Source organism: Tropicimonas sp. IMCC34011 (assembly GCF_003390865.1).
GTDB lineage: Bacteria > Pseudomonadota > Alphaproteobacteria > Rhodobacterales > Rhodobacteraceae > Tropicimonas_B.
The window spans coordinates 119,760-137,325 of the sequence record NZ_QMEJ01000005.1 but is presented as its reverse complement, the minus strand read 5'-3'; the positions used below and the strand labels follow the sequence as shown (position 1 = coordinate 137,325).

The 17,566-nt window shown below is 68.6% G+C and carries 13 protein-coding genes; 6 read left to right on the top strand and 7 right to left on the bottom strand.

Translation table 11 applies throughout. From position 1 onward, the window contains the following. The first annotated feature begins 305 nt into the window (after nucleotides 1-305). Entirely contained in the window at nucleotides 306-2,270 is a 1,965-nt protein-coding gene (locus DQG15_RS14995; RefSeq protein WP_116086603.1) for an alpha-1,4-glucan--maltose-1-phosphate maltosyltransferase, read from the top strand. Further along, nucleotides 2,267-5,569 carry a maltose alpha-D-glucosyltransferase gene (gene treS / locus DQG15_RS14990; protein WP_116086601.1) on the top strand — a complete coding sequence of 1,101 codons (3,303 nt, stop codon included), beginning with the start codon at nucleotides 2,267-2,269 and terminating at the stop codon, nucleotides 5,567-5,569. The genes DQG15_RS14995 and treS overlap by 4 nt, the downstream gene beginning before the upstream one ends. Nucleotides 5,570-5,607: 38 nt before the next feature. Here treS and DQG15_RS14985 read toward each other — a convergent pair whose 3' ends face one another. From DQG15_RS14985 to DQG15_RS14975, 3 genes are read right to left on the bottom strand one after another with little or no spacing between them, the layout of a single operon-like run. Next, complete coding sequence (locus DQG15_RS14985) at nucleotides 5,608-6,837, bottom strand: FAD-dependent oxidoreductase (protein WP_116086599.1); 1,230 nt, start codon at nucleotides 6,835-6,837, stop codon at nucleotides 5,608-5,610. Nucleotides 6,838-6,842: 5 nt separating this feature from the next. Next, nucleotides 6,843-7,724 carry a squalene/phytoene synthase family protein gene (locus DQG15_RS14980; protein WP_232830879.1) on the bottom strand — a complete coding sequence of 294 codons (882 nt, stop codon included), beginning with the start codon at nucleotides 7,722-7,724 and terminating at the stop codon, nucleotides 6,843-6,845. After that, complete coding sequence (locus tag DQG15_RS14975) at nucleotides 7,721-8,599, bottom strand: squalene/phytoene synthase family protein (RefSeq protein ID WP_232830878.1); 879 nt, start codon at nucleotides 8,597-8,599, stop codon at nucleotides 7,721-7,723. Before DQG15_RS14975 ends, DQG15_RS14980 begins: the two co-directional genes overlap by 4 nt. A 94-nt stretch (nucleotides 8,600-8,693) precedes the next feature. On the opposite strand from DQG15_RS14975, the gene crtI reads away from it, so the two are divergent. The 4 genes from crtI to DQG15_RS14955 are packed head-to-tail and all read left to right on the top strand — an operon-like array spanning nucleotide 8,694 to nucleotide 13,720. Then, nucleotides 8,694-10,283: a phytoene desaturase family protein gene (gene crtI, locus DQG15_RS14970; protein ID WP_232830877.1), complete on the top strand. Its 1,590-nt coding sequence runs from the start codon at nucleotides 8,694-8,696 to the stop codon at nucleotides 10,281-10,283. Continuing rightward, a complete protein-coding gene (locus DQG15_RS14965) occupies nucleotides 10,280-11,818 on the top strand; it encodes an NAD(P)/FAD-dependent oxidoreductase (RefSeq protein ID WP_116086594.1) in 1,539 nt (512 codons plus the stop codon). The genes crtI and DQG15_RS14965 overlap by 4 nt, the downstream gene beginning before the upstream one ends. After that, entirely contained in the window at nucleotides 11,802-12,599 is a 798-nt protein-coding gene (locus tag DQG15_RS14960) for a lysophospholipid acyltransferase family protein (protein ID WP_116086592.1), read from the top strand. Before DQG15_RS14965 ends, DQG15_RS14960 begins: the two co-directional genes overlap by 17 nt. Further along, complete coding sequence (locus DQG15_RS14955) at nucleotides 12,596-13,720, top strand: glycosyltransferase family 2 protein (RefSeq protein ID WP_232830876.1); 1,125 nt, start codon at nucleotides 12,596-12,598, stop codon at nucleotides 13,718-13,720. Before DQG15_RS14960 ends, DQG15_RS14955 begins: the two co-directional genes overlap by 4 nt. Before the next feature lie 4 nt (nucleotides 13,721-13,724). Here DQG15_RS14955 and DQG15_RS14950 read toward each other — a convergent pair whose 3' ends face one another. The 4 genes from DQG15_RS14950 to DQG15_RS14935 form a co-directional block, all read right to left on the bottom strand. After that, nucleotides 13,725-15,122: an aldehyde dehydrogenase family protein gene (locus DQG15_RS14950; protein WP_116086590.1), complete on the bottom strand. Its 1,398-nt coding sequence runs from the start codon at nucleotides 15,120-15,122 to the stop codon at nucleotides 13,725-13,727. After that, nucleotides 15,119-15,637: an isopentenyl-diphosphate Delta-isomerase gene (gene idi / locus DQG15_RS14945; RefSeq protein WP_116086588.1), complete on the bottom strand. Its 519-nt coding sequence runs from the start codon at nucleotides 15,635-15,637 to the stop codon at nucleotides 15,119-15,121. The genes DQG15_RS14950 and idi overlap by 4 nt, the downstream gene beginning before the upstream one ends. Then, nucleotides 15,634-16,383, bottom strand: a complete 750-nt coding sequence (locus tag DQG15_RS14940; RefSeq protein WP_198665169.1) for a hypothetical protein — start codon at nucleotides 16,381-16,383, stop codon at nucleotides 15,634-15,636. Before DQG15_RS14940 ends, idi begins: the two co-directional genes overlap by 4 nt. A gap of 136 nt (nucleotides 16,384-16,519) precedes the next feature. After that, nucleotides 16,520-17,470 carry an esterase family protein gene (locus DQG15_RS14935; RefSeq protein WP_157969016.1) on the bottom strand — a complete coding sequence of 317 codons (951 nt, stop codon included), beginning with the start codon at nucleotides 17,468-17,470 and terminating at the stop codon, nucleotides 16,520-16,522. Nucleotides 17,471-17,566: the final 96 nt, after the last annotated feature.

Genomic DNA, 17,566 nt, shown 5'->3' with positions numbered 1-17,566 from the left:
TTTTTGCCTAAGCAATCCGTAATCGCAGCGCAATGCCACAATTCCGCCTTAAATCAATCTCGCAGTAATCCGGCGGGACGTCCCCGATGGCTCCGGGTGCGCGGCGTCGGCCTCGTCCTTTGATCGCGCCGACGGCCGCTCTTCTCGGTGGCCGGGACCTCCCACAGCGAGCGTGCACGAAAAACTGGCGACGGGCTTCGGAACGCGCGCTTTCCGCGAGGCCCGACGCACATGGCGTGGAACTCGCCTTGCCGAGATCCTGTTGGCTAATGACTTCGCGTAATAGCGCCATGAGGATTCCAACTATGTCGCGCGGCAAGATCACGACGCCCAGCTCCCTTGCGGCGCTGGCAGAGCACCGGATGGTCATCGAGGCCGTCACACCTGAAATCGACGGAGGACGGTTCGCCGCGAAGGCGGTGGCCGGCTGGCCCCTCAAGATATCCGCCGACCTATTCGGGGACGGCCACGAGGTCTTCTCGGCTGCGGTCATCCTGCCGGATGGACGCGAAGAGCGGATGGCGTTCATCGACAATGACCGCTGGGGCGCTGAGGTCACGTTCGACACGCCCGGCCCGGCCGCCTTCTCCATAATCGCGTGGCGGGATGTCTGGGGCACGTGGGCCTATGGCACCCGCAAGAAGGTCGATGCCGGTCAGGACGTTTCGGTCGAACTAATGGAAGCCGCGGCGATCCTGGCGGAGACGAAAGCGCCCCGCGGCACGACATCGGAGCTCAAGGCGCTGGCGAAGGCGGCGAAGAAGGGAGATGTCGAGGCGCTGCTCTCGCCGGGGGCCGCTTCGCTGATGAACCTGATCGGACCGCGCGCGAACCTCACCCGCTATCCCGTGGATGTGCCGGTCTGGGTCGACCGGGAGCGGGCCGCGTTTTCCGCCTGGTACGAGCTCTTCCCCCGCTCGATGGGGCCCGAAGGCCGGCACGGCACGTTCCGCGATGTGATCGAACGGCTCGGCTACGTGCGGGATCTGGGCTTCGACGTGCTCTATTTCCCCCCCATTCATCCCATCGGCACGACCAACAGGAAGGGCCGGAACAACGCCCTGCGCGCAGAAGCTGGCGATATCGGCTCCCCCTACGCCATCGGCTCCCCAGAAGGCGGCATGATGGACGTGCATCCCGAACTCGGCACGCTCGAGGACTTCGATGCGCTGGTAGCGGCGGCCTCCGAAGAGGGGCTGGAGATCGCTCTCGACATCGCGCTGAATGCCTCCCCCGACCATCCGTGGATCTCGGAGCATCCAGACTGGTTCGAGCGGCGCCCCGACGGCTCCATCAAGTTCGCCGAGAACCCGCCGAAAAAGTACGAGGACATCGTCAATTTCCGGTACTACAACGATGATGGCACCGCGAACGCGCCCTTCTGGGAAGCGGTGCGGGATCTCTTCCTGTTCTGGGCGAAGCGCGGCGTCCTGTGTTTCCGGGTGGACAACCCGCACACCAAGCCCTTCCCGTTCTGGCAATGGATCATCGCCGAGGTGCGACAGGAGCACCCCGGCGCCATCTTCCTCAGCGAGGCCTTCACCCGCCCCAAGGTGATGAAGCGTCTCGCCAAGGTCGGCTTCAACCAGAGCTACACGTACTACACGTGGCGCAATACGAAGGCCGAGCTGACGGAGTACCTGACCGAGCTGACCACGGAGGAATGCTCGGACTACATGCGTCCGAACTTCTTCACCAACACGCCGGACATCAATCCGATCTTCCTGCACACCTCGGGCCGCCCCGGCTTCCGCACGCGGCTGATCATGGCCGCGAGCCTTGCGGGCAATTACGGCATGTATTCGGGCTTCGAGCTCTGCGAAGGCGAGCCGCTGCCCGGCAAGGAGGAATACCTTGATTCCGAGAAGTACGAGCTGAAGCACCGGGATTTCGACGCGCCCGGCCACATCAAGGACGACATCCGGCTCATCAACCGCATCCGGCAGAGCGAGCCTGCGATGCGGGACTTCCGCAACCTGAAGTTCTTCGAGGCGTCCGATGAGCGCGTCCTTTACTACGGCCGCTTCGACGAGGCGTCCGGCAACTACCTGCTGTTCCACGTCCTGCTCGACCCGCTGAACCCGGCGCATTTCGAGTTCGAGGTCCCGCTGTGGGAATTCGGCCTGACCGACGACGGCGAGATCGGCGTGACGGACATGCTCTACGGCAATTCCTTCACGTGGCACGGCAAGACGCACCTGCTGACACTCGATCCGCAGGAGCGCCCCTATGCGATCTGGAAACTGAGCCCCCCGGAGGCGGCCGAATGAACATGTTGGACCAGGGCCTCGATGCCCGCAAAACCGGCGACGACGTGACGGACTGGTACAAGGACGCCGTCATCTATCAGCTGCACATCAAGGCCTATCAGGACTCGAACGGCGACGGGATCGGCGATTTCCGCGGTCTCATGCAGCGGCTCGACCACATCCAGAGCCTCGGCGTGACGGCGATCTGGCTCCTGCCGTTCTACCCCTCCCCTCTCCGGGACGACGGCTACGACATCTCCGAATACAAGGCGATCAACCCGTCCTACGGCACGATGGAGGATTTCGAGGAGTTGGTGTCGGAGGCGCACCGGCGCGGCCTCAAGGTCATCACCGAGCTCGTGATCAACCACACCAGCGATCAGCACGAGTGGTTCCAGCGGGCGCGCCGCGCACCGAAGGGCAGCCCGGAGCGGGACTTCTACGTCTGGTCCGACGACCCGCAGAAGTGGATGGACAAGACACGGGTGATCTTCAACGACACCCATGACAGCAACTGGACGTGGGATCCGGTCGCCGAACAGTTCTACTGGCACCGCTTCTTCGATCACCAACCGGACCTCAACTTCGACAACCCCGCCGTGATGGAGGCGGTTCTCGACGCGATGCATTTCTGGCTCGACAAGGGCGTGGACGGGCTGCGGCTGGACGCGATCCCCTACCTCGTTGAGCGGGACGGCACGAACAACGAGAACCTGCCCGAGACGCATGACGTGCTGAAGGCGATCCGCGCCGACCTCGACAAGCACTACACCGGACGGATGCTTCTGGCCGAGGCGAACCAGTGGCCCGAGGATACCCGTCCCTATTTCGGAGACGGCGACGAGTGCCACATGGGGTTCCACTTCCCCCTCATGCCGCGGATGTACATGGCCGTGGCGCAGGAGGATCGCTATCCGATCTCCGACATCATCCGCCAGACGCCGGAGATCCCCGAGGAGTGCCAATGGGCGATCTTCCTGCGCAACCACGACGAGCTGACGCTCGAAATGGTGACGGACCGGGAGCGCGATTACCTCTGGAACTTCTACGCCTCCGACCGTCGCGCTCGGATCAACATGGGCATCCGCCGCCGCCTCGCGCCGCTCTTGCAGAACGACCGGCGCAAGATCGAGCTTCTGAACTCCCTTCTTCTGTCGATGCCGGGCACGCCCATCGTCTACTACGGCGACGAGATCGGGATGGGCGACAACTACTACCTCGGCGACCGCGACGGCGTGCGGACACCGATGCAATGGTCGGCCGACCGCAATGCCGGGTTCTCCCGCGCCCTGCCGCAGGAACTGTACCTGCCGACGATCCAGGATCCCGTTCACGGCTTCCAGGCGATCAACGTCGAGGCGCAGCAATCCTCGCCGACTTCGCTGCTCAACTGGCTGAAGCGCATGATCGGCGTGCGCCAGCGGCACGACGTCTTCGGCCGGGGGGAAATCGAGCTTCTCTACCCCACCAACCGCAAGGTGCTCGCGTACCTGCGCCGGAGTGGTGGGGAGACGGTCCTGTGCGTCGCCAACCTCTCGCGACAGGCACAGGCGGCCGAGATCGACCTGTCCGAGTTCTCGGGCCGCGTCCCGATCGAGATGACCGGGCAGTCCGCATTCCCGCCTGTCGGGGAGCTGCCGTACCTTTTGACCCTGCCCGGCTACGGGTTCTACTGGTTCCTGCTGACGGATGCCGAGGACGCGCCCGGCTGGCATTCGCCGCACACCCAGCCGCTCCCGGATTTCCTGACCCTGACCACGCGGGACGGAACGCTGTCCTCCGCACTGGCGGATCGCTCTGCCAAGGATTTCGTCTCCCGGACCTTGCGCGACTACCTGCCGCTGCAGCGCTGGTTCGCCGCCAAGGAGGACCGGATCGACGAGGTGTCCCTCACCCAGTTGACCGAGATGAACGACGGCCAGCACATGCTCGCGGTCGCGGATGTGAGCGTCGGCACCGGCTCGCAGCGGTATCTCCTGCCGCTATCCGCGGTCTGGGGCGAGGATGCGCTGACGATGTCCCCGCGCCTTCCTGCCACGCTCGCCAAGCTGCGCCGCGCCAACCGCGTCGGCGCCGTGCTCGACGGGGCGGTGGACGACAAGATGGCGACGGCGCTCCTTGATGCGATGCGCTCGGGCGAGACGCTCGAGACCTCGGAAGGGCGGATCGAATTCACCCGCGCCAAACGCTTCGAGGAGATGGCGAACGAGCCCGGCGAGCCGCATCTTCTGACCGGCGAGCAGTCCAATGCCTCCATCGCCTTCTCGGACCAGCTGATCCTGAAGCTCTACCGTCGCCTGCAGGGCGGAACGCAGCCCGACATCGAGATCGCGCGCTTTCTGACGGATGAGACCGACTTCACCGCCAGCCCGGCCCTCTTGGGAACCATCGACTGGACGGCGCCGGACGGGGAAGTCACGACGCTCGCGGCCCTGTCGGAGTTCGTGCGCAACCAGGGCGACGCCTGGACCTACGTCACCGAGGCGCTCGACCGGGAACTGGAGACCCGGGAGATGGGCGGCCGGGAAACCGATCGCGCCGCGCAGGAGGAGCAGCCCGTGTTCGGTGGTCCCCTCGACATCGGCACCGTCCTCGGACGCCGCACCGCCGAGCTGCACCAAGCATTGGCGAGCGGCGCGGACGGCACGGCCTTCTCGCAGGAGCCGCTGACCGCCGAGGTCGTCGAGGCGCTGGTGGACGACGTGGAAGGAGAGCTGTCCCGGACGCTCGATCGGCTGCAGGAGCGGCTCCAGTCGCTGCCGGAGACGAGCCGCAATGTCGCCGAGGCGGTCTTGGACCAGCGGGACGCGCTGACCGCCCGCATCGAGGCCCTGCGCGGAATGCCCCCCACGGGCGGCATCAGCCGCATTCACGGGGATTATCACCTCGGCCAGGTTCTCGTCGTCGAGACCGACGTGATGATCATCGACTTCGAGGGGGAACCGTCCCGCAGCCTTGCCGAGCGCACCGCGAAGACCTCCCCCCTCAGGGACGTCGCCGGGATGCTCCGCAGCTTCGACTACGCGCTCTGGTCCGTCCTTCGCCGCCGGATCGAGTTCGGCGCGGACCCCGAGCGCACCATGGCGGATGTCGAGGGCTGGCGCCGCGCCACGCAAGGGACCTTCCTGGAGGCCTATCGCGAAACCGCGCAAGGTTCCGGCCCGCAGGCTTCGGATCCGGCCTTCGAACAGGCGCTTCTCGACCTCTTCCTGATCCAGAAGGCCGGCTACGAAGTCGCCTACGAAATGGCCATGCGGCCCGACTGGGTGGAGATCCCGCTGCGGGGCCTGCTTGCCCTCGCGGACGCCGAGGCGAGCTGAGAGAACGGGGGGAGACGGCGGCGCGCTCGCCCTCTCCCCTACCCCTTCAGAACGGCGCTCGCCGCATGGCGGGCAGATCTGAGCGCCCCCTCGATGGTCGCAGGCAGCGGCGGGCTCATATGGTCTCCAGCGAGCACCACGTTGCCGAGGGGCCGAAGCGGCAAGCGCCGCGACAGGGAGGCGGGATCGGGAGCGAAGGTCGCCGCTTTTTCCACGAGGAGGCGCGAGGCAAGCGGCTCCATCCCCGTCAGTTCCGTCGCCCGCGCGACCTCCGACCAGAGGTCCGCGAGAAGCGCCGTTTGCGCCCCCGCCGCGACCGGCTCCGCACCGGACACTGTGACCGACACCACGTCCCCGCGCCGGAACGCCCAGTCCCCCCGGCCCGACAGCAGGCCGAGAAGCGGCGGGATGCGGCTCGCGGCGCCCGCCGGCACCCTGAAATGCGCATTCAGGATTGCCTTGCCCGCAGACGGCGCCGGCAGGCCCAGAAGTGCTCCCGCCGTCTGGGCCGGAACGGCAAGGATCACCCGGTCCTCCGCGCCGAGATCCACGCGCCTTGCCCCGAAGACGAGCGCCGCCGCGCGCCCCCCGTCCTCTTCGATGGCGGTCAGCGGATGGCGCCACGCGGGCTCGACGCCCGCCTCCGCAAGCGCCTCGACCGCCGGGTCCACCAGCGTCGGGCCCAGACCGCGCGGCATGGTGACGGGCCTGCACGCGCCACCACCGCGCAGGATCGTCCGCGCAAGGACAGCGGCGAGGGGCCGCGCCGCCGCGGCGTCCGGAGGGGCGTTCAGGACGGCGAGGGACAGCGGCTCCCAGAGGGCGTGCCACGCCGGCGTTCCGGGCCGGACGACATCCGACAGGAGCCGCCCCGCCCCTGCCGTCATGATCCGCCAAAGATCCGCGATCCCCCCGGGCCCGATGCCCGGCGGCAGCGCCGCGCGCGGACTGGACAGGGATGGAACGCGCAGCACCCAGTCCGCTCCCGTCGCGAGGTCGTGGAAGGGCAGCGCTGCCTCCGGCGCGATGTCGAGCCAGCCGAAGCTGCCGATCCGGCGGCAATGGTCCAGAACGGCGCGATTGCCCGACAGGACGAGATGATTTCCATTGTCGATCAGGGCGCCGAGCGTCCGGTCATGGAACGACCAGGCGCGTCCGCCCGCGCGCCCCGTCGCCTCCCAGAGCTGGACGTTTGCGCCGCAATCCACCAGTCGCAGCGCCGCGGAAAGCCCGGCGAGACCGGCGCCCACGACGTGAACCACCGCCACGGAGCTCAAGCCCTGCCGGGTCTGATCAGGCAGGCAAGACCGTCGAGCGCTTTTCCCCAGTCGCTCCGGGGCGCCGGCGGCGCATGGGGCGCGGCTTCGATCCGGGACAGCAGGCGCTCGTAAGGCCCCATCATCAGCAGTGCGGGCGCGAGGCGCAGGCGCGAATGGGCGGCGATCTCGGCGCGCGCCGCGGCGAAGTCCCGCCGCGCCTCCTGCGCCAGGCTCGCGCGGACATCCCCGAGATCAGCGGTCGCGATCAGGCCGGGATCGCCGGCGAGACCCGCCTTCGCCAGGAGATCCGCGGGCAGGTAGATCCGGCCCATCCCCGCATCCTCTTCGATGTCCCTCAAAATGTTCGTCAGTTGCAGGGCCCGCGCGAGGGACAGGGCGAAGCGCCGCGACGGCTCACCCCGCCACGCCCCGAAGATGCGCATCGACAGAAGGCCGACCGCCCCGGCGACACCCCGGATATACGTCTCCAGCGTGGCGCGATCCGGGCCGACGATGGCGTCGAGATCCATCGCCATGCCCGCCACCAGGAGGTCGAACTCCGCGCGGGGCAGATCGTAGCGGGCCATGGCACGGGCCAGTTCCCGCCCGATGGGAGTTACCGGGCAACCGGCTTCGGCGCGGTCCAGCTCCGCCAGCCAGGCATCGAGGCCGGCGCGCCGTACCTCCCGCGTCTCGGGCCCATCGGCGATGTCGTCCACGGCGCGGGCGAAGGCATAGACGGCGAGAATGGCGCGTCGGCGCTCCTTCGGCAAAAGACGCATACCGGCCCGGAAGGACGAGCCGGACGCGGAGACGACCTCCGCGGGCGACAGGTCGCGCGCAGGGCCGAGGATGGCAGGCGCATCGTTGCAAAATCTGGGGTCCGCGACGTTCACGCGGCCTGTGTCCTGCGCGGCCCCGGACGAGCCAGGCGCGTCAGACCGGCAAGCCCGGCACGGGCCCAGTCGCTTCGCCGCGCCGTCACGCGACCGGCCAGCATGTCCCCGGCCTTCAGCCTGCGCAGAAGCGCGCGGGCGAGCGACAGGATCGCCGCCGCCTCCGCCGCGAGGCCCCGCGCCGACAGAAGAGCGGGAAGCGGGCTCGCGCGGTCCAGCAATGCGTCCGTCCGGGCGAGTGCCTCGTCCACCGCGCCGCGCAGGGCAGGCGTAAGCGCGGGGCGGCGAAGATCGGACGTGGTCGCACCGGCCTCCACGATCAGCGTCTCGGGCAGGTAGAGACGGCCGAGCGTAGCCCGGTCCGCGCCCATGTCCTGGATGTGGTTGAGGATCTGGAGCGCGGTCGACAGATCATCGGACGCCGTCCGCGCGGCGAAGGATGTCTCCCCGTGCAGGTCGAGCAGGAAGCGGCCGACGGGCACGGCGGACAGATCGCAATAGGCCAGCAGGTCATCCCAGTCCGAACAGGTCTCTCCTCTCGCATCGGCGCGGAAGGCGCCGAGCATCGTCCGCACGTGCCCCATCGCACCCTGCCTGCCGATCGCGCCCAATGCAGCTCGAAGGCGATCCACCGGCGGCCACGGCGCGCCGTTCAGGGCATCCTCGATGGCATCGAGGCCCGCGAGCTTCTCGTCCCTCGGCAGGGCCGGATCGTCGGCCAGATCGTCGGCCGCGCGGACCACATCGTAGAAGGCCGCGACGGAGGGTCGCAGGGATGCCGGGAGCAGCCTGGAGGCGACGGGGAAGTTCTCCGGCGCGCGCCGCGGCACGGGAAGCTTCACGCTATCGCCCGGTGTCGCGACGTTTTTTCCCATGTCGTCCAGCATTCGCGACCTATCTGCTCCCCATAGACGCCGGCAGGGTCCCGTTCGGACCGGCCTGCGACCCAAGTTAAACACGGAGACGCCGGTGGCAAACGATACCGCGCCATTAGACATCACTGCCGCCGAAGCAGTCGCAGCCGCCGGACGCCGGGTTCTCGTCGTCGGCGCGGGCCCTGGCGGCCTTGCCACGGCAATGCTCCTGCGCGCCGCCGGGGCAGAGGTAACGCTTCTCGAGAAGGAAGACACCCCCGGCGGCCGGACCGGCGCGATCCGCGAGGACGGCTACACCTTCGACATCGGCCCGACGTTCTTCCTCTACCCCGAAATTCTGCGGGAGATCTTCTCCGTGTGCGGGCGCGACTTCGATGACGAGGTCGAGCTGATCCGACTCGATCCGATGTACCGCCTCCAGTTCGACGACGGCCGGAAGGTGGACGCAACGCCGGACCCCGAGAGGCTGGCCGCGGAAATCGCCCGCCTCAGTCCGAAGGATGCCGGGAAGGTCGCCGCCTATCTCGAGGAGAACCGCGCCAAGTTCGATGCCTTCCGGCCGATCCTCCAGCGCCCCTTCCTCGGTCCGCGCGACGTGATGCGCGGTGACATGATCAAGGCGCTCCCCAAGTTCCGCCCCTGGTCGACGGTGGACGGGGAGCTGCACCGCTGGTTCGACGATCCCGACGTCCGCGTCGCGTTCTCCTTCCAGTCGAAATACCTCGGCATGTCGCCGTTCAAGTGCCCGTCCCTCTTCACCATCATCGCCCACGTGGAGTACGGCTTCGGCGTCTTCCACCCCAAGGGCGGCTGCAACGCCATAACGGCGGCGATGATGCGCGTCGCCGTGGAGATGGGCGTCGACGTGCGCCTCGGCGAGCCGGTGGAGAGGCTCTCCATGTCGGGACGCCGCGCGACGGGAGCCGTCACCGCGAAGGGCTCCTACGAGGCTGACGCCGTGGTGATGAACGCCGACTTCGCCCATGCGATGACGACACTGGTCCCGGACGAGAAGCGCCGCCGCTGGACGGACAAGAAGCTCGCCGCGAAGGACTATTCGTGCTCGACCTTCATGCTCTATCTCGGTCTCGAGGATAAGCTCGACCTCCAGCACCATACCATCGCCTTCTCGTCCGACTACGCGCGCAACGTGGCCGAGATCGACGCCGGTCAGGCTCCCGAGGACCCGACGATCTACATCCAGAACGCGTCCCGCACGGATCCGACCCTGGCGCCCGAAGGCCATTCGGCGCTCTACATCCTCGCCCCCGTCGGCAATCTGACCGGCGGCGTCGACTGGGACGCGCTCGCCCCCTCCTTCCGCGAGAAGATCCTCGATCGCGTCGCCAAGCTGGCGGGGCGGGACATCCGCCCCCTGATCCGCTACGAGAAGATGTTCACCCCGGACGACTGGCGCTCCAAGATGGCCGTTTACGAAGGCGCGACATTCAACCTCGCCCACAATCTGGGGCAGATGCTGCACATGCGCCCGCGCAACCGCTTCGAGGATATTGACGGGGTGTATCTCACAGGCGGCGGTACGCATCCGGGCTCCGGCCTGCCGACCATCTTCGAGAGCGCCCGCATCGCCAGCCGCCTCTGCGCCGAAGACCTCGGATTGCCGGGCGCCGGGGATCTGACCACGACATTGCCGAAGACAGCCACGCAGGAGGCCGCCGAATGAGCCGCACCATCGTCATCGGGGGGGGCCTCGGCGGCCTCGCCGCCGCCTGCACCCTCGCCGCGCGGGGCCATGCGGTCACCCTTCTGGAGCGCAACGAGTGGCTCGGTGGCAAGGCCGCCGTGCTCGAGGAAGGCGGTTTCCGGTTCGATATGGGGCCGACCATCCTGACCATGCCGCGGGTGCTGGAGAGGATCTTCGCCGAGGCGGGGCGCAACCTGCATGACGAGATCGACCTCCGCCGCCTCGACCCGCAATGGCGCTGCTTCTACGAGGACGGCGCTGTTCTCGATCTGAAGGACGACCCGGCGGAGGCCGCGAAGGCCATCGGCGAGCTCTCCCCCGAGGACCGCGCAGGGTTCGAACGGTTCATGGACGTCGCAAGGCGGCTGTCCGACGTCTCCGACAAGTTCTTCTTCTGGAAGAGCGTCGAGGATCTGAAGGACACGATGAACCTCAAGGCGAACATGAACCTCGGCACGCTGTCCGACGTGATGGCCCTGAGGATGCACCGCACCGTCGCCGGCCAGATCAAGAAGGACGTGAAGGACAAGCGCGTCGCGCAGATGCTGGAGCACTTCATCCAGTATGTCGGCTCCTCGCCGCTCGCCTCCCCCGCAGTCCTTTGCGGCATCGCGCAGATGCAGCAGGGCGAGGGGGTCTGGTATCCGATGGGCGGCACCCGTGCGGTCCCGCTCGCGCTGGAGCGGCTCGCGGGTGAGCTCGGCGTCGATATCCGCACAGGCTGCGGCGTGTCCCGCATCGAGACCGAGAACGGCCGCACCTGTGCCGTCGTGACCGAAGCCGGCGAGCGCATCCCGGCGGAGCGTGTCGTGTCCAACATGGACAGCGTTCGCACCTACCGCGAGCTCATCGGCGGCGATGTCTGGAAGAGCTTCGCCAAGACCCGGAAACGGGAGCCGGCCTGCTCCGGCGTCGTGCTCTATCTGGGGCTCGACCGGGCCTACGAGCACCTCGCGCACCACAACTTCGTCTTCTCGCGGGACCCGGAGGAGGAGTTCGCCGCGATCTACGACCGGGGCGAACCCGCGCAGGATCCGACCGCGTATCTCGCCGCCCCGGCCCGGACCGAACCCGGCGTGGCCCCAGAGGGCGGGGAGGCGCTCTACGTTCTCGTCCACACCCCCTACATCCGCGACGGGCAGGACTGGGCGAAGATGCTGCCGGCCTACCGCCGCACCATCCTCGACAAGCTCGGGCGCTGCGCGGGGATGGAGGATATCGAGGAGCGCATCGTCGTCGAGCGCAGCCTCACCCCGCAGGACATCCACGACCGCTACAACGTGCTTCAGGGGGCGATCTACGGCCTCGCCAGCCACGGCAAGGTTCTCGGCGCCTTCAAGCCGGGCAACCGCTCGCGGCAGGTGCCCGGGCTCTACCTCGCAGGGGGCTCCGCCCATCCTGGGCCGGGCATGCCGATGGCGCTGATGTCCGGCTGGATCGCGGCGGACACGCTCGATCAGGATGCAGGCGGCGCCGCGGTGGCGGACAGGCGGACGGATGTCGCAGCCGAGTGAGGACGACCCCGTCCGCCGCCGCTCCGAACGCATGGCGCGCTTCTTCCAGGGAGTCATGCGGCGGCAGGTGGCCGGACACTTCCGCGCCCTGCGGCTTGCGCGGCCCGGACTTCCGGAGCTGGATGCGGACCGTCCGGTCATGGTCTTCACCAACCATCCATCGTGGTGGGACCCGGCCGTGTTCATCTCGGTGCACGGCCTATTCTTCCCGGGCCGCCTCGCATTCGGACCGATCGACGCCGCGATGCTGGAGAAGTACCGCTTCATGGGCCGGATCGGGCTCTTCGGTGTCGATCAGGAAAGCGCCCGCGGCGCGGCCGCCTTCCTCAGGCGGGGCAGCGCGATCCTCAATGCGCCCGACCGGGTGATGTGGATCACCGCGCAGGGGCGCTTTGCCGACCCCCGCTCACGCCCGCTCGGCCTTCGCCCCGGCGCCGCGCATCTGATGGCCCGCGTCCCGGGCCTCGTCGCGCTGCCGATGGCGCTTGAATACCCCTTCTGGACGGAGAAGCGGCCTGAGGCGCTCTTGGCCTTCGGGGACCCGGTCGAGGCCGAACCGGGCGACGATGCGGGCGTCCTTGCGCCGAAGCTGGAGGACGCCCTGACCCGCACGGCCGACGATCTCGCCGCGCGCGCCATGGCACGCGACCCCGCGTCCTTCGAGACACTGATCGGCGGAACGCGCGGCACGGGCGGGATCTACGGCCTCTGGCAGCGCGCCCGCGCCGCCGCGACGGGGCGCCCCTACGAGCCGGACCACGCGCCGGGGAGCGAGCGGTGATCCTCCTCGCGCTCTCGATCGCGGGGCTTGCCCTCGCTCTACTCTTCGCCGGCATGGTCGCCGCGAACTTGCGCGTCCTTGCGCCGCCTCAGGCCGGAGCGAGCGGCCGGCCCGCAATCTCCATACTGATCCCGGCGCGTGACGAGGAGGCAAACATCGGCGCGGCCCTCGACGGTGCCCTGGCGCAGACCGGGGTGGACGTCGAGGTCGTCGTGCTCGATGACGGCTCCACGGACGCAACGCCCCGGATCCTGGCGGGGCGCGCCGCTGCCGATCACCGCATCCGCATCCTGAACGGCGCGAGCCTGCCGGAGGGCTGGATCGGAAAGACCCATGCCTGCCATCAACTTGGCAACGCCGCCCGGCAGCCGCTCCTTCTCTTCGTCGATGCCGACGTGCGCCTGTCCGAGGACGCCGCATTGCGTCTCGCCGGCGAGATGGAGACGCAGGAGCTCGACCTCGTCTCGGGCTTCCCGCGCCAGATCACAGGCAGCATGGCCGAGCGCATCGTCATCCCGCAGATATTCACCACCCTCCTCGGCTATCTGCCCCTGCCGATGGCGCGGGCGCGGCCAGACCCCTCCTTCGGCGCCGGCTGCGGACAGCTCCTGATGGTGCGCCGTGCGGCCTACGACGCCGCCGGTGGTCACGCGGCGTTTGCGGGCCGGATGCATGACGGGCTGAACCTGCCACGGAACGTGCGGGCGAGCGGTGGGCGAACCGACCTGACGGATGCCACGCCGATCGCCGCCTGCCGGATGTACGAAACGTTTCCGGACATCTGGGAGGGCTTTCTGAAAAACGCGACGGAGGGAATGGCGACACCTCGCGCCCTGCCCGTCTGGACGCTGCTCCTCTTCGGCGGACACGTCATGCCGTGGCTCACCCTCGCCTCGGCGCTTGTCACAGGCGCCAGTGTGGCCGCGCTCCTCTCCGCAGCCTCAGTGATCGCGGTCCTCGGGGCACGGGCCGCGATGGCGCGGCGTCTGGATCAGCCCTGGCTGTCCGTTGCGCTGCACCCCGTCGGTGTCCTGATCGTGCTGGCGATCCAGTGGACCGCCCTGTCGCGCGCATGGCGCGGCAAGCGGGCGACGTGGCGCGGCCGGAGTTACGGGATCTAGAGCCTCAGCGCAGCAGAACCTTGAGCACCTGTTCGATCCGCTTGCCGTAGGGCGGCCGCACCATGCGCGCGAGCGAGCGGCGGGCGACGACGACCGAGCGCGGCCGGGTGAAGGCGCGAAACCCCTCCTCCCCGTGATAGGCGCCCATCCCGCTCTCGCCCTGACCGCCAAACGGCAGGGACATCACGGCGACATGCTGCACCGCCTCGTTGACCATCGCGCCGCCCGACCGCAACGCCGCGACGTCCGCCAGTGCCGCCGTTTCGTCCCGGCCGTAGACATAGAGCGCCAGCGGCACGGGCCGGGCGGAGACGTAGGCGCGAGCCTCGGCCTCGGTGTCGTAGGGGACGAGCGGGAGGATGGGGCCAAAGATCTCCTCCGTCATCGACGGGTGATCCGCCGGCGGGTCGATCAGGGCCCAGAAACCCATCCGCGGCGCCTCCGGCATCGGATCCATCAGCGGGCGCGCCTCCGGCCCTGCCGTCATCTCGGCAAGCCGCGCACGATCCGCCGGCCGCGCGATCGTGGCAAAATCGCTGCCGCCCGGATCGGGATAGAGCCGCGCGGACGCCTTGCGCAAAGCCGCCTCGAACGCCCCCATCTCCTCCCGCGGAACCAGAACGTAGTCGGGCGCGATGCAGGTCTGCCCGGCATTGAGGAGCTTTCCGGCCGCGATGGACGAAGCGGCCTCGTCGAGATCCGCGTCCGCTCGGAGAATTGCGGGGGACTTTCCGCCGAGTTCGAGGATGACGGGCGTCAGGGTCTTCGCGGCCGCCTCCATCACCTTCCGGCCCGTCGCGGTGGAGCCGGTGAAGAAGAGCGCGCCCAGCTCCATCTCCGCCAGCGCCTGCCCGACCTCCGCCCCGCCCGTCACGACGCGGACCCGCTCCGGCAGGGTCTCGTGCAGGAGCCGGGCGAGCAGATCCGACGTCCGGGGCGTGTGTTCCGAAGGATGAAGGATGACCCGGTTGCCCCCCGCAAGCGCGGCGACGAGCGGGATGAGTGCAAGCTGCACGGGGTAGTTCCAGGGCGCGTGGATGCCGACGAGACCCAGCGGCTCCCGCCGGATCGTCCCGCGCGAGGGAAGAAGATGTGGCGGCAGGATCACCCGCCGCGACCGCATCCAGCGTCTCAGATTGCCGCGCGCGTGGCGAACGGCCTCGAGCACCATCGCGACCTCGGTCAGAAGGGTCTCCTGCCGGGGCCGATGGCCGAAATCGGCGGAAACGACCTCGACGATCTCCTCGCGTGCCTCCTTCACGGCGCGGGCGAGAGCCGCCAGGTCGGCCCGCCGGGCGCCGAGATCCGGCGCCTCCGCCGCCCCTGAGCCGCGCTGCCCGCCGAGTGCCTGCGCCGCGGCGGCCACGTCCACGCGCGCCGCCTCCAGAGCCTCCCCGCTCATGACATCACCAGATCGCGGTGCCGGGAGAGGTAAATCCGCAGCCACGGTGTGAACCGCCCCGGTTCTGCAGCGATTTCCCGGTCGAGCGCCGTCCAGTCGATCCAGCGCGTGGCGTCCGCCTCCTCCGGGTCCGGGCGGGGCTCGGCCGGGCGCGCCAGTTCGGTCGTGTAGATCTCCACCACCTCGTGCTCCACGAGTCCCTGCCCGACATCGGCACGGTAGGTCACCTGCCCCCGGTGGGTCAGCGGCGCGCCCGGTGCGATCCCGAGTTCTTCACCCAGGCGGCGCCGGGCGCACTCCTCAGGCGCCTCGTCCCATCCCGGATGGGTGCAGCAGGCATTCGCCCAGAGGCCCGGCGTGTGATACTTGCCGGCGGCCCGGCGCTGGATCAGCGTCTCCCGCCCGCAATTGACGAAGACGGAGACGGCCTTGTGGCGCAGCCCCTCGCGATGAACCTGCAGCTTGTCGACCGGCTCTAGGCGGCCGTCGCGCCAGGCCGGGATCAGATCGCTCATTTGGCCGTGGTCTCCTCGGGGTGCGCGGACAGGGCGGACAGGGGCGCTCGGGCCGCGTCGGCGGCGAAGGGCGCGCCGGTCCACTCCGGAAAGATCAGGGGGTTGGCGGCGCAGGCTTCGCTCAAAAGCGCCGCGAACGGAAGGCGTGCTCCGGTGCGCAGATGGATCTGCACGGCAACGGCCCCCCATGTCGCCCCGGCGAGATTCGCCGCCACGTCTCCCATCGTGTCCGGCAGGCCGGAGCGCTGCGCATTCGTGCCGAAGAGAGCGTCGACGGTGAATTCGAAGAGCTCCCACCCTGCGCCCACCAGCGCCGCCAGTCCCACCGCCAGCACCGAACCGATCCAGAGCGGCATGCGCGGCGGACCGCCGGCCGTCAACAGAAGGACCAGCGCCCAGCCCGTCACGGCCAGCACCGCGGAGGCGATGGCGTGCAGGCCCTTGTCCCAGACGTGGGAAAGGGATGCCTCCGGCCCCACCTCGTACAGCCCGCCCCATTCACCGGCGACGAAACAGGCGAGGCAGAAGACGAGGATGCCGGTCGCGAGACCTTTCGGCAGGCGAATGCCGGAGATCCAGGTGTAGAGCGGCCCGAGCGCGCCCATCGCGATGGCGCCGGCCGCTGCGATGGCGAGCAGAAAATCGCCACGGATCAGACCGATCGCGGTCAGCGCAGCGGCCAGACCCCATGCAGCGAGGCGGAGCGTGGCCCGGACCGAAGTGGCGGGCGGGCTGGCGTCAGGCAATATCACGGATCTTTCGGCTCGGGTTCGTGCAGGGTCGATCGATTCATATAAGGCGCGGCGGCGCGGCTTCGATGCCCCGCGGGGATCAAGGGCCGCCCCGGGCAACGGCCCTTTCGCGTCGCCGCGCCCCTTGGTGTCAGTTCTGCATGACGCCCATCACGAACCGGACAGCCTCCGGCAGGCCCTCACGCCAGTAGGACCAGACGTGGCCGCCCTCGCGCACCATGAAGCGGTGATCGCTGGCGAAGGTCCGTTCGGAGGTCCCTTCGGAGCGGAGCATGTTGTGAAGCAGGACGCTGCCCTCGAAGAACACGTCGTCGGAGCCCACATCGATGAAGTACTCGGTGGCCCCCAGCGTCTCGGCATCCGCATCCTCGATCATCGCGAAGACACTATCGGCGCGGTACTTCTCGTTCAGGCGCTCCTCTCCCTCGAGGCCCTCGCCCCAGATCATGCCGTAGCGGCGATCCCATCCCGCCTGGTCCATGGCGAGCATCTGCGGATCGGTGCGGATCGCCGGGCTCAGGGCGGCCGCAGCCGTGAACATGTCCGGATACTTCATCGAATAGGCCAGCGCCGCGAAGCCGCCCATGGAGAGGCCGATGATCCCGCGATACTCCTCTTCGGCGAGGACGCGGTAGGTCTCCTCCACGTGCGGGATCAGGTCCTGCACGAACATGTCCTCGTATCGGACTTCGCCGTCCGCATCGTTGAGGTAGTAGGTGTTGAACTGGGGCTGCGGCGTGCGGCGCGGATCGGGGACGATGGCTATGAAGGGCGGCACCTCGCCCGAACCGATCAGCCGGTCGAATGTCTCCGCCGCACCGCCCTTGAGAAACCAGTCGCGGTGCGTCTGACCGGCACCGCCCGGCATCAGGTAGATCACCGGGTAGGCGCGGTCATTCTCCTCGTAGGCCGGCGGCAGATACACCGAGTAGAGCGGCGTCCAGGTCAGCGCATCGCTTTCGAGCTCGGCGTCGAACGTGACGGTGCCGGTGCTCGCGGGCGCCTGCTGCGCCATGGCGATGGGCGCGGCACAGATGGTCGCGGCCACGAATGTCATGGCAAATGCGGTAGGTCTCGTCATGATTTCTCCTTCTCGAGGCTGTCTTTGGCCTCGCTTCTCCCGGTCCGGACGCCCAAGGACGCACCAGACCCTCCATCTGTAGGAAGGTATACCAAT